Annotated in this window: 18 protein-coding genes; 11 read left to right on the top strand and 7 right to left on the bottom strand. The window is 68.8% G+C overall.

Going from position 1 to position 16,613, the window contains the following annotated elements:
- Window positions 1-64 precede the first annotated feature (64 nt).
- Complete coding sequence (locus tag ACPEH8_RS07475) at window positions 65-472, top strand: VOC family protein (RefSeq protein ID WP_136005039.1); 408 nt, start codon at window positions 65-67, stop codon at window positions 470-472.
- A 16-nt stretch (window positions 473-488) separates the two neighbouring features.
- Here the strand turns inward: ACPEH8_RS07475 and ACPEH8_RS07470 are convergent, their stop codons facing one another.
- The 5 genes from ACPEH8_RS07470 to ACPEH8_RS07450 form a co-directional block, all read right to left on the bottom strand.
- Window positions 489-929, bottom strand: coding sequence for a hypothetical protein (locus ACPEH8_RS07470; RefSeq protein WP_153164762.1), 441 nt, complete (start codon window positions 927-929; stop codon window positions 489-491).
- Window positions 930-1,081: 152 nt separating this feature from the next.
- Window positions 1,082-2,431: a PQQ-dependent sugar dehydrogenase gene (locus ACPEH8_RS07465; RefSeq protein ID WP_423666424.1), complete on the bottom strand. Its 1,350-nt coding sequence runs from the start codon at window positions 2,429-2,431 to the stop codon at window positions 1,082-1,084.
- Window positions 2,428-2,844: a DUF2231 domain-containing protein gene (locus ACPEH8_RS07460; protein ID WP_166473441.1), complete on the bottom strand. Its 417-nt coding sequence runs from the start codon at window positions 2,842-2,844 to the stop codon at window positions 2,428-2,430. The genes ACPEH8_RS07465 and ACPEH8_RS07460 overlap by 4 nt, the downstream gene beginning before the upstream one ends.
- Before the next feature lie 78 nt (window positions 2,845-2,922).
- Window positions 2,923-3,504, bottom strand: coding sequence for a hypothetical protein (locus tag ACPEH8_RS07455; protein ID WP_313160468.1), 582 nt, complete (start codon window positions 3,502-3,504; stop codon window positions 2,923-2,925).
- A 157-nt stretch (window positions 3,505-3,661) separates the two neighbouring features.
- A complete protein-coding gene (locus tag ACPEH8_RS07450; RefSeq protein WP_017356681.1) occupies window positions 3,662-4,552 on the bottom strand; it encodes a LysR family transcriptional regulator in 891 nt (296 codons plus the stop codon).
- A gap of 106 nt (window positions 4,553-4,658) precedes the next feature.
- Here ACPEH8_RS07450 and ACPEH8_RS07445 point away from each other — a divergent pair, with 106 nt between their 5' ends.
- Both ACPEH8_RS07445 and ACPEH8_RS07440 read left to right on the top strand, forming a co-directional pair.
- The gene (locus ACPEH8_RS07445) at window positions 4,659-5,720 is read left to right on the top strand and encodes an NAD(P)-dependent alcohol dehydrogenase (RefSeq protein ID WP_017356680.1); all 1,062 of its coding nucleotides are present in this window, start codon (window positions 4,659-4,661) and stop codon (window positions 5,718-5,720) included.
- 89 nt (window positions 5,721-5,809) lie between these two features.
- Window positions 5,810-6,142 (top strand): EmrE family multidrug efflux SMR transporter, encoded by a 333-nt coding sequence (locus ACPEH8_RS07440; RefSeq protein ID WP_017356679.1) that lies wholly within the window; start codon window positions 5,810-5,812, stop codon window positions 6,140-6,142.
- Window positions 6,143-6,187: 45 nt separating this feature from the next.
- Here the strand turns inward: ACPEH8_RS07440 and ACPEH8_RS07435 are convergent, their stop codons facing one another.
- Window positions 6,188-7,552 (bottom strand): glutamate--cysteine ligase, encoded by a 1,365-nt coding sequence (locus ACPEH8_RS07435; protein WP_136005054.1) that lies wholly within the window; start codon window positions 7,550-7,552, stop codon window positions 6,188-6,190.
- A gap of 190 nt (window positions 7,553-7,742) precedes the next feature.
- On the opposite strand from ACPEH8_RS07435, the gene ACPEH8_RS07430 reads away from it, so the two are divergent.
- The 3 genes from ACPEH8_RS07430 to ACPEH8_RS07420 all read left to right on the top strand — a co-directional run bounded on the left by ACPEH8_RS07430 (window position 7,743) and on the right by ACPEH8_RS07420 (window position 10,358).
- Complete coding sequence (locus ACPEH8_RS07430) at window positions 7,743-8,441, top strand: VIT1/CCC1 transporter family protein (RefSeq protein WP_136005058.1); 699 nt, start codon at window positions 7,743-7,745, stop codon at window positions 8,439-8,441.
- Entirely contained in the window at window positions 8,441-9,271 is an 831-nt protein-coding gene (locus tag ACPEH8_RS07425; protein ID WP_153164767.1) for a helix-turn-helix transcriptional regulator, read from the top strand. The genes ACPEH8_RS07430 and ACPEH8_RS07425 overlap by 1 nt, the downstream gene beginning before the upstream one ends.
- 100 nt (window positions 9,272-9,371) lie before the next feature.
- Window positions 9,372-10,358: an MBL fold metallo-hydrolase gene (locus tag ACPEH8_RS07420; protein ID WP_423666422.1), complete on the top strand. Its 987-nt coding sequence runs from the start codon at window positions 9,372-9,374 to the stop codon at window positions 10,356-10,358.
- 46 nt (window positions 10,359-10,404) lie between these two features.
- Here the strand turns inward: ACPEH8_RS07420 and yihA are convergent, their stop codons facing one another.
- Window positions 10,405-11,028, bottom strand: coding sequence for a ribosome biogenesis GTP-binding protein YihA/YsxC (gene yihA / locus ACPEH8_RS07415; RefSeq protein WP_017354770.1), 624 nt, complete (start codon window positions 11,026-11,028; stop codon window positions 10,405-10,407).
- Window positions 11,029-11,183: 155 nt separating this feature from the next.
- Here yihA and ACPEH8_RS07410 point away from each other — a divergent pair, with 155 nt between their 5' ends.
- From ACPEH8_RS07410 to betT, 5 genes are all read left to right on the top strand, one after another.
- On the top strand, window positions 11,184-11,981 hold the full coding sequence (locus ACPEH8_RS07410; RefSeq protein WP_423666420.1) for a c-type cytochrome: 798 nt from the start codon (window positions 11,184-11,186) through the stop codon (window positions 11,979-11,981).
- Between the two features lie 150 nt (window positions 11,982-12,131).
- Entirely contained in the window at window positions 12,132-12,776 is a 645-nt protein-coding gene (locus ACPEH8_RS07405) for a thiol:disulfide interchange protein DsbA/DsbL (RefSeq protein ID WP_136005070.1), read from the top strand.
- A gap of 121 nt (window positions 12,777-12,897) precedes the next feature.
- The gene (locus ACPEH8_RS07400) at window positions 12,898-13,716 is read left to right on the top strand and encodes a thiol:disulfide interchange protein DsbA/DsbL (RefSeq protein WP_153164768.1); all 819 of its coding nucleotides are present in this window, start codon (window positions 12,898-12,900) and stop codon (window positions 13,714-13,716) included.
- A gap of 23 nt (window positions 13,717-13,739) precedes the next feature.
- On the top strand, window positions 13,740-14,507 hold the full coding sequence (locus tag ACPEH8_RS07395; protein ID WP_017354773.1) for an endonuclease/exonuclease/phosphatase family protein: 768 nt from the start codon (window positions 13,740-13,742) through the stop codon (window positions 14,505-14,507).
- 107 nt (window positions 14,508-14,614) lie between these two features.
- Window positions 14,615-16,594, top strand: coding sequence for a choline BCCT transporter BetT (gene betT, locus ACPEH8_RS07390; protein ID WP_423666418.1), 1,980 nt, complete (start codon window positions 14,615-14,617; stop codon window positions 16,592-16,594).
- Window positions 16,595-16,613: the final 19 nt, after the last annotated feature.

Genomic DNA, 16,613 nt, shown 5'->3' with positions numbered 1-16,613 from the left:
ATCGATCCGGACCACCTCCGTCCAGGCCGGGCGCATCGCCCGCACTCGCCGCCAAGGACACCGCATGCGCTTCCTGGTCAACATCGACGTGGACAACCTCGACCACGGCATCGCCTTCTACACCCGCGCATTCGGCCTGCACCCGGGCCGCCGCTTCGGCGCCGATGGCGTGGAGCTGCTGGGCGGCCCCGCGCCGGTCTACCTGCTGGCCAAGCCCGCCGGCAGCGCGTCCACGCCGCAGGTGCGCGACCGCCGGGACTATCGCCGGCACTGGACGCCGCTGCACCTGGACTGGGTCGTGGATGACGTGGACGCCGCGCTCACACGCGCCGTACAGGCGGGCGCGCGCGTCGAGCAGGCACCGGCCACGCACGCGTGGGGGCGGATCGCGCTGCTGGCCGATCCCTTCGGGCACGGCTTCTGCCTGCTGCAGTTCCTGGGCGACGGTTACGACGCGATCAGCACCGGCTGACGCCGCGCCGCGGTGATTACAGCCCGATGCGGTGAACGTGGAGCGCGGTGATCGCGCCGTTGCGGCTCTGCAGGCTGATCCGCAGCTGCACCTGCAGCGGCGTGCGCTCGCCACCGCGCTTGACCAGCAGGCCGTGCAGCGTGGCCTGGTAACGGCAGTCCAGTTGATGCTCGCCGCCGTTGCACTGGTGGAAGCCCAACCCACGCAGGCAGGCGTCGGACGCCAGACAGGCGGTGCTGTCCGGCCGGGTGTGAAGCCATTCCCGAAGATCCCCGGCCAGCGCGGCTTCGGGATTCATCCACTGCCGCGACAGGTGCCGCGCCAGAGGCGAGTCGCCCAGCGCCTTGACGTCCACGCTGATGCCCGGGCCATCGGAGCAGCCCGCAGCCGCCAGCAGACCGATGGTGATCAGCACGCCGGCCAGCACGCTGCCAGGCCGTTGCCGGAGGCGGCCCATCCGTGGCGCTGCACGCGTCTGTCGCATCACGTCCCTGCCCTGCTGTTGGCCCGGCCCCGGGCGCCCTGGCGGATCATGTCGAGTGCCCGCGGGAGACGTCAACACGGCCTGCCGCACGCGCATCGGCGCGCGGCAGGCCCGGACCGCACCGCTTATGGGGTCGCGGCGGGAGCAGCGGGCACGGGCGGTGCAGCTGGTGCTGCAGCGGTCGCGTCCGGGGTGATCCGCCAGATCGTGTTGGCCAGGTCATCGGCCACGATCAGCGCGCCGCGCGGGTCCAGTGTGACGCCGACGGGACGCCCGCGAGTCAGCCCATCGTCGCCGTGGAAGCCGGTCGCAACGTCGATCGGATCGCCTGCCGGACGACCCTCGCGGAACGGCACGAACACCACCTTGTAGCCGACCGGTGGGTTGCGGTTCCAGCTGCCGTGCTCGCCCACGAACACGCCGTCGGCGAAGCGCGCGCCCATTGCCGGCGACGAGAACGCCACGCCGAGCGCGGCCACATGCGAGCCCAGCGCGTAATCGGGCACCAGCGCCGAGGCAACCTTGGCCGGGTCCTGCGGCATCACCCGCCGATCCGGGTGTTTGCCCCAGTAACTGTAGGGCCACCCGTAGAAGCCGCCATCGCGCACCGAGGTAAGGTAGTCCGGCACCAGGTTCGGGCCGATCTCGTCGCGCTCGTTGACCACCGCCCACAGCGCACCGGTGCCGGGCTGGATGGCCAACGCGGTTGGATTGCGCAGGCCGGTAGCGTAGTCGCGGTGCGCGCCGGTGGCGACGTCCACCTGCCAGACGCGGGCACGGTCCACCTCCACTGCCATGCCGCGCTCGGTGATGTTGCTGTTGGAGCCGATGCCCACGTACAGGTAACGGCCGTCGGCACTGGCGGCCAGCGACTTGGTCCAGTGATGGTTGATCGCGGACGGCAGTGTGGTCAGCGTGACCGGCGCGCCGCTCGCGCGGGTCTGGCCCGGCTGGTAGTCGAAGCGCACCAGCGCATCCTGGTTGGCCACGTACAGCGCATTGCCGATCAGCGCCAACCCGTAGGGCGCATTGAGCGCGTCGGCAAACACGGTCTTCAGTTCATAGATGCCGTCGCCATCGGCATCGCGCAGCAGGGTCAGGCGGTTGCCGCCCTTGACCGCCGTGTTGCCCTTGGCCTTGATGCGGCCGGCGATCACGTCCTTGGGCTTGAGATTGGGTGCGCTGCCACCGCGTCCCTCGGCCACCAGAATGTCGCCGTTGGGCAGGACCAGGGTCTGCCGCGGGATCGCCAGGTCGGTGGCGATCGCGGTGATGCGATACCCGTCCGGCACGGTTGGCACCCGGTCGCCCCAGGTCGCCGGCTTGGCGATGGTCATGTCCGGCATCAGCCCCCGGTGCGGTGCCGGCAGCTCGGGCGCGTTGCCGTACTGGTGCATCTGCGGTGCCTGGCCGCAGGCGGCCAGCGTGGCGGCCAGGACCGATACCGCGATGACGCGGGCGACAGGACGGTTCATCGCACACCTCCCACGCGCAGGCTGGCAAACCCGATCCAGGCTGCCACCAGTGCCAGCACGGTCGCCACGGCCGACAGCAGCAGTGCGGTCGGCATGATGGCCCACGCGTCGCGTGCGTGATGCAGGGCGTTGATGAACCCCACGATCCACGTGGCGACCAGTACCAGCAGGTAACCCAGCCGGCGGCGGCCACGGGCCACGCCGACAACCGCACACAACAGGGCGAGGGTGGCCATCACCATCGCGCCGATCAGCAGCCAGGACGCGAAGTTGCTCCACTGGATCTCGTAGGTGCTCCAGTAGGCGTAGTCGGCCAGCAGCGCACCGAGAAACAGCGGCAGCACGCCGCCGAGCACGGCGGCGTGGAGCGGATGGATGGACCAGACAGGGGGCCGGATGGCAGACGATGCCATGACACTCTCCTCAACGACGGGGGCAGGAATGTCGCCATGCTGCCACCCGCCTGTGTGGAGCTTGTGAGCGTCGGTGCGCTACTGCAGCTTGCCATCCCTGGAGGTATCGCCGCCTTGCGTGATCACCCGCGTCGTGATCTGGTCGGCCGCCGCATCGCTGCGCGACAGCTCCAGGCGGCCTTCCTCGCCCTTGGAGAACAGGCCGGCAGAGAACTGCCCGGCGTTGGAGATGGTGACGATCATCGCCGACCCGTCCGGCCCCACTTTGATGCCCGCACGATCGCGCATCCTGTGGCCTACGCCATGCGGCGCATCCAGGGCAACGGCGGCACTGCCATCGGCCATCGTACCGATACCGCCGCGCTCGTGACCGGTGATGTCGTAGATGGTCAGGCCCGCCGCGCGCGCATTGCGCTTGTGGTCGGCGGGGTCTTCGGCGATCTGCACGCGGGTGCGTCCCTCGCTGTCCACCACGGTGAGCTTGTGCGTGCGGATTTCCGGCACGATCGGCGCCTCCGGCTGCGCCACCGTGGTACCGATCAGCGCCAGTGATGCGCCCAGCGCGAACATGGTCGCGGCCATCATGCGTCCGCGGCGGGCGTTGCGTTCCAACGTCGCCACACGCTGGCGAAGGTCCTGGTCGGGGTTCTGGTTCTGCATCGTATCCTCCTTGTCATGGCGTGTTGCCGATCCATGCGGCGCACTGCGTCACGGCGACGCTGCACGGGGTTCGATCGCAGCGTAGTACCGCGCGCCGGGCACGGCCCAGTGACGTAAGTCGCCATGAAGAAGGTCACGCCGCCGCGCGGCGCGCGCCTCACACCGGCTCGCGCAGCATGTCCACGAACGCGCGCAACGCCGAGGACATCTGCCGCTGGCGCGGGTAATACAGCACGAAGCCGGGAAACGGCTCGCTCCAGTCTTCCAGTACGGCCACCAGCCGGCCGTCGTCCAGATACGGCCGCGCGGCGTCTTCTAGCACGTAGGCCAAGCCCAGTCCGTCCAGCACCGCCTGCAGCACCGTGTGCTGGTCACCGAGCGTGAGCCGGCCCGGCACGTCGATCTCCAGCGCCTGGCCATCGCGATCGAACTGCCACTTGTACAGATGGCCACTGGCGAAGCGGAAGCGCACGCATTCGTGGTTGGCCAGATCACGCGGATGCTGCGGCGTCGGGCGGTCCTGCAGATACGCGGGTGCGCCGACGATCAGGCCACGCAGCGGCGGCCCGAGCGGCACCGCCACCATGTCTTCGGGAACGAACTCGTGCAGCCGCACGCCGGCGTCGAAGCCGCTGGCGACGATATCGACCAGCCCGTCGTCCTGCGCCAGCTCGATGCGCACGTCCGGATGGCCACGCAGGAAGCGGGCCAGACGCGGGCCCAGCTGGGTATGCACGGCAGCGCGGGTGGCGTTGATGCGCAGCAGGCCCGCCGGTGCGGCGCGGAAGTGGTTCATCTCCTCCAGCGCGTCATGAACCTGACCGAGCGCGGGCTGCAGGCGCTCGAGCAGGCGTTGGCCGGCCTCGGTGAGGGCCACGCTGCGGGTCGTGCGATGGAACAGACCGACCCCCAGGCGCTCTTCCAGCGCGCGGATCGCATAGCTGACCGCCGAGGTGGACAGGGCCAGTTCGGCCCCCGCACGGCGGAAGCTGCGGTGCCGCGCCACGGCGGCGAACGCGGCCAGGTGGGTGAGGTTGTCAGTGACCATGATTATCCAGTCTGACTTGATGAATCATGCCGATATCCTGACTGCCTGTGCACTGCGTCGGGGCGTATTGTAAAGCGCCTTTCTACAAACCTGCCAAGGATTCCCCATGTCCCTCGCCCACGGTTATGCCGTTCACGACCAGACTGCCCCGCTGGTCCCGTTCTCGTTCGAGCGCCGCGCGGTCGGCCCGGACGATGTCCGCATCCAGATCCTGTACAGCGGCATCTGCCACTCCGACCTGCACCAGGCGCGTGACGATTGGGGTGGCTCGATTTTCCCGATGGTGCCGGGCCACGAGATCATCGGCCGGGTCACCGAGGTCGGTGCCAACGTCACCCGCTTCAAGGTCGGCGACCACGCCGGCGTGGGCTGCATGGTCGATTCGTGCCGCCATTGCGATGCCTGCGACCAGGACCTGGAGCAGTACTGCCAGAAGGGTGCCACGTTCACCTACAACAGCACCGAGCGCGACAGCGGCCAGCCGACGTTCGGCGGCTACTCCGACCACATCGTGGTCGAGCAGCGCTTCGTGGTGAAGGTGTCCGACAGGCTGGACCTGAAGGCCGCCGCGCCGCTGCTGTGCGCCGGTATCACCACGTATTCGCCGCTGCGCCATTGGAAGGTCGGCCCCGGCCAGAAGGTCGGCGTGATCGGCCTGGGCGGGCTGGGCCACATGGGCGTGAAGTTCGCCAAGGCGATGGGCGCCACCGTGGTGATGATCACCACCACGCCGGAAAAGGGCGCCGACGCCAAGCGCCTCGGTGCCGATGAGGTGCTGGTGTCGCGCGATCCGGCGCAGATGAAGGCGCATGCCGGCAGCTTCGACTTCCTGCTCAACACCATTCCGGTGAGCCACGACACCAACCCGTACATGTCCCTGCTCAAGCGCGATGCGACCATGTGCCTGGTCGGCGTGCTGACCGAACTGGATCCGCCGCTGATGGGCGCGTCCATGATGTTCGGTCGCAAGCACATCACCGGCTCGGCGATCGGCGGCATGGCCGAGACGCAGGAAATGATGGACTTCTGCGCCGAGCACGGCATCGTCAGCGACGTGGAAGTGATCGACATCAAGACCGTCAACGAGGCGTGGGAGCGCATGGCGCGCAACGATGTGCGCTACCGCTTCGTGATCGACATGGCCACGCTTGGCGCACAGGCCGCCTGAACACGGTCTGCGCCGGACGCTCCTGCAGCGTCCGGCGCGGCACGGGCGCGCCCGTACAATGCGCGCATCGTCCAAGCGGTGCGCGCGCCATGAATGTGTATGTTCTGCTGGGCCTGGCGATTGTGTTCGAAGTGATCGCCACCAGCCTGCTCAAGGCCTCCGATGGCTTCACCCGGGTGTGGCCCTCGCTGGGCACCGTGGTCGGCTATGCCGCCGCGTTCTATCTGCTCGCACTCACGCTCAAATCCATTCCCACCGGGATCGCCTACGCGATCTGGTCCGGTGCGGGCATCGTGCTGATCTCGCTGATCGGCTGGGCGGTGTTCAAGCAGAAACTGGATGCACCGGCGCTGATCGGCATGGGTCTGATCGTGGCCGGCGTGGCGGTGATCAATCTGTTCTCGAAAGCGTCCGCCCATTGAGACAGGCGTACCGACCCACGGTCGGTACCCCTGCCCTGACGGTGGTCAGTAAGCGAACTGTTTGAAGACCGGGTCGATGCTGCCCTTCCACGCGCCGTGGAACAGCGCCAGCTTGCGGTCGGCCGGCGTCAGGCCGGTATCGACGATTTCCTGCAGTACGTCCAGGAAGTGGCTTTCGTCCTGGCCATCGGCGTTGCGTGCGGCACGGCGCTGCAGCCCGGCCACGGCGATCTTCACCGCTTCGCGCGCCAGGTCGCGCACGGTACCGCCGCGGAACGGCAGCTTCAACGCATGGCGCGGCACGCCGTCGCGCAGCGCGTGGCGCTCGGCCAGGCTGAAATCGCGCACCAGATCCCAGGCTGCATCCAGTGCGGCATCGTCGTAGAGCAGCCCGACCCAGAACGCCGGCAGCGCGCACAGGCGGTTCCACGGGCCGCCATCGGCACCCCGCATTTCCAGGTACTTCTTCAGGCGCACTTCCGGGAAAGCGGTGGTCATGTGATCGGACCAGTCGCGCAGCGTCGGCAGCTGGCCCGGCAGCACCGGCAGCTTGCCGACCATGAAATCGCGGAAGCTCTGGCCGCTGGCGTCGTGGTACGTGCCATCGCGGTAGGAGAAGTACATCGGCACGTCGAGCAGGTAGTCCACATACCGCTCGTAGCCGAAACCGTCTTCGAATACGAAGTCGAGCATGCCGGTGCGGTCGGCATCGGTATCGGTCCAGATGTGCGAGCGGTAGCTCTGGTAGCCGTTCGGCTGGCCTTCGGTAAACGGCGAGTCGGCGAACAGGGCGGTGGCGATCGGCTGCAGTGCCAGCGACACGCGGAACTTCTTCACCATGTCCGCTTCGGTGGCGTAGTCCAGATTGACCTGCACCGTGCAGGTGCGGGTCATCATGTCCAGGCCGAGCGAGCCGACCTTGGGCATGTAGTCGCGCATGATCCGGTAGCGCCCCTTGGGCATCCACGGCATCTCGTCACGCCGCCATTTCGGCTGGAAGCCCATGCCCAGGAAACCCAGCTGCAGCTCGCCGGCCACCTGGGCCACTTCGTTGAGATGGGTGCCGGTTTCCACGCACGTCTGGTGGATGGTCTCCAGCGCCGCGCCGGACAACTCCAGCTGGCCGGCCGGTTCCAGCGTCACCGAGGCGTTGTCGCGCAGCAGTGCAATGGTGCGGCCGCCTTCCTGCACCGGTGCCCAGCCGAAGCGGGTCAAGCCGTTGAGCAGGGCCTCGATGCCGCGGTCGCCGTCAAAGGTCGGCGGGCGCAGGTCGTCCAGGCGGAAGCCGAACTTCTCGTGTTCGGTGCCGATGCGCCACTGCGCCTTGGGCTTCTCGCCGGAGGCCAGCGTGGCGACCAGTTCATTTCGGTCGGTAATCGGCGTCTCGGCGACGTGGCTGGGGCTCGACAAGGGGAGGCTCGCAGTATTCTGGTCAGGGCGGGGATGTGGGGACCACGCCCCGGCATCGCAAGGGCGCACTATATCGTGGCGTTCCCCACCGTCGTGTCACCGTGACGGTTTTCAGCATCCCACCGGGAAGGACTTGACGCTGCTGCGAGTCATTCCGCCATCCCCGTCCTGCCCGCCCTAGACTGTGGGCATGAACAGAGCCCGCCATCAGGAAGTTCACCGCTCCGACCGCGCCGGTTGGCTGCGCGCAGCCGTGCTGGGCGCCAACGACGGCATCGTCTCGGTGGCCGGGCTGGTGGTCGGTATCGCCGCCAGCGGCGCATCGGCCACCACCGTACTGGCCACCGGCATCGCCGGCACCGTGGCCGGAGCGATGTCGATGGCGGCTGGCGAGTATGTGTCGGTGCAGTCCCAAGCCGATACCGAACAGGCCGACCTGCTGGTGGAGAAGCGCGAACTGCGTGACGACCCGCACAGCGAACTGCAGGAGCTGGCCGCGATCTACCGGCATCGTGGACTCACTGCCGAGCTGGCCCACGAGGTCGCGGTGCAGCTCACCGCGCACGACGCACTGGGTGCGCACGCGCGCGACGAGCTGGGCATCACCGAGGAACTGCGCGCCCGGCCGATACAGGCGGCACTGGCATCGGCCGGCGCGTTCGCCGTTGGCGCCGCGCTGCCGGTGGTGACCGCGCTGCTCGCCCCGCACGCGCAGGTGGCCCAGATCACCACCGCCGTCACCTTGGTCGGCCTGGGCCTGACCGGTGCCATCGCCGCACGTGTTGGTGGCGCACGCCCCCTACGCGGCGCGCTGCGCGTGATGTTCTGGGGCGCGCTGGCAATGGCGGCGGCCGCAGCGATCGGCCGGTTGTTCGATACTGCACTGTAATGGACACCCGCACGCCCCCCGCTTCCCTGCTGGCCGAGATGGCAAGCCTGGCCGACTGCCAACGCGCCGGCGGCTATGCCTGCATCACCGCGCGCCGCGAACATGGGGCCTCGTCGGTGGACATTCCGCAGCCGCAGTTCGCGATTCTGCTGCAGGGGCGCAAACAGGTATCCACCGCGCAGCAGTCGCTGGTGCTGGCACCGGGCGATCTGTTCCTGATCACCCGGCGCTGCCGCATCGACGTGGTGAACATCCCCGATCCGGCGTCCGGCCTGTACCTCAGCGCGATCGTGCCGCTGTGCGGTGAAGCACTGTCGGCCGCGCGGGTGCTGTGGAACGAGCCGCTGCCGGAGGCCGGCGACGCGCTGGCGCGCCTGCCGCTCGACGCGCATGCCGACCACCTGCGGCAGTGGCGCCACGCGCTGGAACAGGGGCGGTACACCGAGGCGCGGCTGGCCCTGGCATCGCTGGTGGTGGCCTTCTGCCGCCGCGGACATGGCAGCCTGCTGGTGCCACCCGAGCCGAGCCTGGGCGAGCGCATCCGCGACCTGATTGCCGCACAGCCCGAACGCGACTGGCAATCACGCGATTTCGAGCAGCAGCTTGGACTGAGCGGCGCCACGCTGCGCCGGCGTCTGGCCAGCGAACGCGCCAGCGTGCGCGAGCTGATCACCGACGCACGCCTGGCCCACGCGATGAACCTGCTCTACACCACGCGCCTGCCATTGAAGACCGTGGCCGCACGCGTGGGCTACCGCTCGCTGGGCAGCTTCAGCAGGCGCTTCGCCGCGCGTTACGGCCTGGAGCCGGCCGCGATCGGCAACAGCTGAGCGATCGCGAGCGGATCGCGCAGCATTCTGAGCGGAACGCGGAGCGGCCGGCGCCCAGCATGGACGTCCCGCGGCGCTGCCGCTCTGTCTGGACACCTGCATGCCCTTCCTCCGCGTTCGCCCGCTCGTCGCCGCACTGGTGCTGGCCGCCGTTGCCGGTCCCGCCTTCGCCACCACATCCCACCTGCCGCGCACCCAGGTGCCGGGCGTCTATCACCAGCAGATCGGGACGCTGCAGGTCACCGCGCTGTTCGACGGCACTGTCGCACTGGGCCGCGAAGAACTGGTAGGCATCGCCCCCGGCGCGGTCACCCGCCTGCTCGACCATCGGTATGTGCCCGAGGATGGCAAGGGCCTGCAGACGGCGGTCAACGCCTACCTGGTCCAGCGCGGCAACCACCTCACCCTGGTCGACACCGGCACCGCGCAGTGCTTCGGCCCCGGGCTGGGCCAGGTGCTGGGCAACCTGCGCGCCGCCGGCTACGACCCGGCCGAGGTGGACGACCTCCTGCTCACCCACGCCCACCCGGACCATCTATGCGGCCTGCTGGATGCGCAGGGCGGCACTGCCTATCCCAACGCCACGGTCTGGCTGTCGGCCGCCGATGCCGGCTACTGGCTGGACCCGGCCAGCGAAGCCAGCGCACCGCAGGGCGTCCGCTTCGCCTTCGCACTGGCACGCAAGGCGGCAGCACCGTATGAGGCAGCGGGAAAACTGCGTCGTTTCCGGGCCGGGCAGGCGCTGCCGACCGGGGTCAGCGCGCTGGACAGCCACGGCCATACCCCCGGACATGTGTCCTGGAAGATCGACGCCGCGCCCGGCCAGGCGTTGCTGGTCTGGGGCGACATCGTGCATTTCCATGCGGTGCAGTTCGCACAGCCAGCGGCCGCGTACGAAGCGGACAGCGACCGCGACGCCGCCATCGCCAGCCGCCGCCGCATGATGGCCGAGGCGGCCGACCAGGGCTGGTGGGTCGCCGGTGCGCACCTGCCGTTCCCGGGCCTGGGCCACGTACGCCGCGAAGGCGACGCATTCGCCTGGGTCCCGGGCGAGTTCACCCCCCTGCCCGCGCCCGGCGCGGAGTAACCCCGGGTCGGTGGCGCCGACCCGCGGTCGGGCCGGCACGCGCCGGTCAGGCGGTTTCCGGGGCCGGCTTGTTCAGGCCGAGCCAGCCGCCGATGATGCCGCGGGCCTCGTCCACGCCCTGGCGGGCGGGGCCGGAGAAGGTCTGCACGCTGACAGTGTCGCCGAACGAGGACTGCAGTTCCTTGCGCACCTTCTGCAGGGCGATGCCCTGCTGGCCCCGGCCGAGCTTGTCGGCCTTGGTCAGCAGCGCGTGCGCCGGCAGGCCGCGCTGGACCGCGTAGGCCAGCATCTGGCGGTCGTAGTCCTTCAGCGGGTGGCGGATGTCCATCACCACTACCAGGCCACGCAGGGCCTCGCGGGTGCGGAAATACTGGTCGATGAAGGCCTGCCAGTGCGCCTGGAGATCCAGCGGCACCTTGGCGTAGCCGTACCCGGGCAGATCGACCAGCTTGGCGTCCGGGGTGACCTCGAAGAACACCAGCTGCTGGGTGCGGCCGGGGGTCTTGGAGACCCGGGCCAGACTGTTCTGGCGGGTCAAGGCGTTGAGGGCGCTGGATTTGCCGGCGTTGGAGCGCCCGGCAAAGGCGACTTCGGCCCCGACATCCTCCGGCAATTGCCGGGTGTTGTGGGCCGAAAGCAGGTAATGGGCACGTTCGAGGAGCAATGACATGGGCATAGGATCGCATGTCCGGGGCACCAACGCGCTGCCCCGGCCCGGTTTTGCTGCACTGCTGCGTTGACCGTGGCGTGAAACGGCATGGATAATCGGGCGATCCCCGCGACTGCACCCTGCAGCCGCCAGGCCGGTCCACACGGAGCTTCCGCATGCGCCACGCTCGCGTTCTTGCCGTTTCCGCTGTCGCTGTATCGCTGCTGGCCGCCGTTGCGGTCGCCCAGACCTCGTTGACCCCGTTGCCCGACAACGGGCCGATCAAGACCGCGTCGCTGGAGGTCGATTTCAGCAAGACCACCTGGGGCGATGCCAAGGCCGGGCAGGCCAAGGCCGCCGCCTGCGCGGCCTGCCACTCCGCCGACGGCAATTCCACGGTGGAGATGTACCCCAGCATCGCCGGCCAGAGCGAGCGCTACGTCGCCCAGCAGATGGCCCTGATCGCCAACGGCCAGCGCACCTCCGGTGCCTCGGCGGCGATGGTGCCGTTCGTGCAGGACCTCACCCCGCAGGACATGCGCGACATCGGTGCGTATTTCGCAACGCAGAAAGCCAGTGCCGGGCTTGCCGACGACGGCCTCGTCAGCGAAGGTCCCTACGCCGGCAAAAAGTTCTACGAGATCGGCCAGCAGCTCTACCGCGGTGGCGATGCCGACCGCGGCATTCCGGCGTGCATGGCCTGCCACGGCCCCACCGGCGCCGGCAACCCGGGCCCGGCCTACCCGCACATCGGTGGCCAGCACGCGGCGTATGTCGCGCGCCGGTTGCAGGAGTACCAGGCCGGGGTCACCCACGAAACCGACAAGGCGCATTTCCAGATCATGGCCACCATCGCCCGGCAGCTCACCGAACAGGAGATCCAGGCGCTGGGCAGTTATCTGCAGGGCCTGCACAACCGCGCCGACGATGTCGCGGCGGCCCCCACGCGCACCGGTGCCGCACAGGCACCCTGAGCCCTGTCGCCGGCAGGTCGCGGCCGCTCGAGGCTCCCGGGCGACCGCCGGGACCGATGGCGGATGCGCCGCGCGCACGCGGCACGGTATGTTCACCAGCACGCCGGCGATAGGGCCGGCGTCGTTTTTTCCCGATGGAGATGGATGTAGATGAGTGTGATGCCCCGCCTGATGCTGCTGCTGCTTGCCCTGAGCCCGTTGAGTGCCCTCGCCGCCCCGGCCGCGCCGCTGGAAGAAGGCCGGGACTATGAACTGATCGAGGACGCCGGTCCGTTCGCGCCGCTGGCCGGCAAGGTCGAAGTAGTGGAGATGTTCGGCTACACCTGCCCGCACTGCGCCCACTTCGAACCGCAACTGGAAGCCTGGGCCGCCAAGCTGCCCAAGGATGTGCGCTTCACCCCGGTGCCCGCCGCGTTCGGTGGCGTGTGGGATTCGTTCGCGCGCGCGTATTACGCCGCCGACCAGCTCGGCGTCGCCAAGCGCAGCCACCGCGCCATGTTCGATGCGCTGCACGAACAGCGTTCGCTGCCGATGCAGAACATCTCGGCCGATGAACTGGCTGGCTTCTACAAGGGCTACGGCGTAACCCCGGACCGTTACATCGCCGCGCTCAAGAGCGAGGCGGTGGATGCCAAGGTCAAAGGCGCGCGCGCCTTCGCCCTGCGCGCCAAGGTGACGGGCACCCCGACCCTGATCGTCAACGGCAAGTACCGCGTCAAGGGCGATTCGTTCGAATCGATGCTGCGCAATGCCGATGCCCTGATCGCCCGCGCCCGTAGCGAAAAAGCGCGCTGAGTCGACGCTCGCTGAACCGTCACGCACCGTGCACGCGGGGGCCTGGCCACCGCATGTCATCATGTTCCCCTGGCCGTCGCTGCGCGTCGGCCCACCCTGTTCATCCGCTGGAGATGCTTCGATGAAAACCCGTTTCGCTATGACGTTGATGGCCCTGCTGCCGATCCTGGCCGCGTGCAAGGCCCAGGATGGCACCGCCAACACCGCCGCCCCGACCGAGCCGGCCACCCCGGCGACGGCCCCGGCCAGCGAACCGGCCGCGCCGGCCACCCCGGCTGCCGCCGGCGAGACTGCCGCGGCGGCCGCGGCCACCGAGAACGCAGCGGCGCCGTCGCCGTCCGCCTCGGCACGCCCGACCGGCCCGGAACCGGTTGCCGGGACCGACTACGTGGTGATCGAGAACGGCCAGCCGTTCCAGCCGGCTACCGGCAAGATCGAAGTGGCCGAAGTGTTCGGCTACGTGTGCCCGGCCTGTGCCGCGTTCCAGCCGCTGATCGGGCCGTGGAAGGCCGGCCTGCCGAGCGACGTGAGCTTCGTCTACGTGCCGGCCATGTTCGGCAACACCTGGGATGACTACGGCCGTGCGTTCTACGCCGCGCAGAGCATGGGCCTGCAGGACAAGACCCACGAAGCGCTGTATGCCGCCATCCACGCCCAGCAGACCCTGAAGGGCGAGCGCGGCCGCGATTCGGTCGAGGACATCGCCAAGTTCTATTCCACCTTCGGCGCCGATCCGAAGCAGTTCGCCGCCACCATGAGCAGCTTCGCGGTCAACGCCAAGACCAATGCCGCCAAGCAGTTCGCGCAGCGCAGCGGCGTGACCGGCACCCCGTCGGTGATCGTCAACGGCAAGTACCTGGTCAAGGGCAAGAGCTTCCCGGACATGCTGCGCATCGCCGACCACTTGGTCGCGCGCGAACGCGCCGCCAAGGGCAACTGAGCACGGCTGCCAGCGAACCCGTCGTGACTTCCCCCGACACGCGGACCCTGCGCCTGCTCACGGCCAACATCCAGGCCGGCTCCAGCACCCGCCGCTACAGCGACTATGTGACCCGCAGCTGGTCGCATGCGCTGCCGGCGGGGCGCAAGCGGAGCAGCCTGGATGCCATCGCCCGGCTCGCCAGCGGCCATGACATCGTGGGCCTGCAGGAGGCCGATCCGGGCAGCCTGCGTTCGGGCTTCACCAACCAGACCCACTATCTGGCCGAGCGCGCCGGCTTCAACTACTGGAGCCACCAGCCGAACCGCCGCATGGGCGGGGTCGCCTCCAGCGCCAACGGCCTGCTCAGCCGGCTCGAGCCGGTGGAAGTCCAGGACCACGCCCTGCCCGGCCGCATCGGCGGGCGCGGCGTGCTGCTGGCCAAATTCGGTGATGGCCCTCACGGCCTCGCGGTGGCGGTGGCGCACCTGTCGCTGGGCACCAACTCGCGCATGGCGCAGTTGGCCTTCATCGCCGAACTGCTGTCCGACCATCCCAACGCGGTGCTGATGGGCGATTTCAACTGCGTGGCCGATCGACCGGAAATGCAGGCGCTCTACCGCCACACGCGACTGCAGCCGCCGGGCTGCGTGGTGCCGACTTTCCCGAGCTGGCGCCCCGAGCGTGCGATCGACCACATCCTGGTCAGCGATGGCCTGACCATCCAGCGTACCGAAGCAGTGGCGGCCGCGTTTTCCGACCACCTGGCAGTGGGCATGGACCTGCAGGTTCCGACCAGCGCCCTGCGCTGACGCTCATGCCCGGCCACGCGCCGGGCCGATGTGCTGACGCAGCATCCACACCCGGTGTGCGATAAATCGCCCCTCCGCCGTCCAGGCATCGGAGCGTCCCCCGCCTCATGAGTACCCTGGAGCCGCATCCGCCCGAGGTGCGCACGCTTCGTCCCGTTTTCCTGCTTGCCGCCACCCTCGTGGCGGCATTCGCCATTCTGGTTGCCGCATTTCCCATCGATGCAGGCGTGGCGCTGCTGGACGCGCAGACCTGGGCCTCGCGCAACGTCGGCTGGTACTACCTGCTGGCGATGACGGTGTACCTGGTGTTCGTGGTCGGCGTGGCCCTGTCCGGCTACGGCAACGTCAAACTCGGTGCCGATCACGACGAGCCGGAGTTCAGCTATCTGTCCTGGGCCGGCATGCTGTTCGCCGCCGGCATCAGCATCACCTTGTTCTTTTTCTGCGTGTCCGAGCCGCTCACCCACTACCTGGTCCCGCCGCAGGGCGGTGTGGGCAGCGGCGAGGCCAGCGCGCGCCAGGCCATGCAGCTGCTGTTCCTGCACTGGGGCCTGCACGGCTGGGGCGTGTTCGCGCTCGCCGCGATGGCACTGGCCTACTTCGCGTACCGCCACAACCTGCCGCTGGCCTTGCGTTCGGCGCTGTATCCGCTGATCGGCAAGCGCATCAATGGCCCGATCGGCTACACCGTGGATGCGCTGGGCATTGTGGCCACCGTGTTCGGGCTCGGCGCGGACATGGGCTTCGGCGTACTGCACCTCAATGCCGGGCTCAACACGCTGCTGCCGGTGCCGCATGCCGCCTGGGTGCAGGTCGGGCTGATCGTGCTGATGATGGGCGCGGCGATCACCGTGGCAGTGTCCGGCGTGGAGAAGGGCGTGCGCTGGATGTCGGACATCAACATGCTGCTGGCGATCGGGCTGCTGCTGTTCATGCTGTTCGCCGGCCCCACCCAGTACCTGCTCAATGCGCTGATGCAGAATCTGGGCGACTACCTGGGCAACGTGGTCGGCAAGAGCTTCGATGTCTACGCCTACGGCGGCCGGCCGGACTGGCTGGGCAACTGGACGGTGTTCTACTGGGCGTGGTGGATCGGCTGGGCGCCGTTCGTGGGCCTGTTCATCGCCCGCATTTCGCGCGGCCGCACCATCCGCGAGTTCGTGTTCGGCGTGCTGCTGATTCCGCTTGGCTTCACCCTGGCGTGGCTGTCCATCTTCGGCAACAGCGCGCTGGACCAGATCCTGCACCACGACCAGGTACAGCTGGCGCAGATGGCCGTGGACACCCCACCGACCGTGCTCTACGCGCTGCTCGACAACTATCCCTGGAGCCGCACCGTCATCACCGTCACGGTGATCGTCAGCTTCATCTTCTTCGTCACCTCCGCCGATTCGGGCAAGGTGGTGTTGTCCACCCTGTCCTCCCACGGCGGCGCCCCCGAAGACGATGGCCCGCGCTGGCTGCGGGTGTTCTGGGGGGTGATGACCGGTCTGGTCACCGCCGGGCTGCTGCTGGCCGGCAGCATGGACGCGCTCAAATCGGCAGTGGTGCTGGCCTCACTGCCGTTCTCGGTGGTGCTGCTGCTGATGCTGTGGGGCCTGACCCGCGCGCTGGGCGAGGAATCCCAGCGCAGGAAGGCCTCGCAGTACTCGCCCACCCCGCTGATCGGGCAGTCCCGGCACCAGCGCGGCTGGCGCCAGCGCCTGACCCAGGCCGTGCATTTCCCGGTGCGCGACGAGGTCTACCGGTTCATGGACACCGACGTGCGCCCGGCCATCGAAGCGGTGGCCGCGCAGTTGCGCGAGCAGGGCCTGAATGTGCAGACCAGCTTCGAGCCAGGCCAGATGGAACTGGTGGTGGACCACGGCGAACAGCAGGTGTTCCGCTACCAGGTGGTGATGCGCGGCTACCTCACCCCGTCCTTCGCCGCGCAGCGCTTCCGCAACCAGCGCTACTACCGCGCCGAAGTCCACCTCTATGAGGGGGGACAGGACTACGAGCTGGTCGGCTACAGCCGCCAGCAGATCATCAACGACATCATCGACCAGTACGAGCGCCATCTGCAGTTCCTGCACCTCACGCGCTGACCTCGGCTGGTCTCCCGCT

It is taken from the genome of Stenotrophomonas sp. NPDC077461, from assembly GCF_049545475.1.
In the GTDB taxonomy this organism is placed as follows: Bacteria; Pseudomonadota; Gammaproteobacteria; order Xanthomonadales; family Xanthomonadaceae; genus Stenotrophomonas; species Stenotrophomonas nematodicola.
This window is presented reverse-complemented; position numbering and strand designations above follow the sequence as displayed.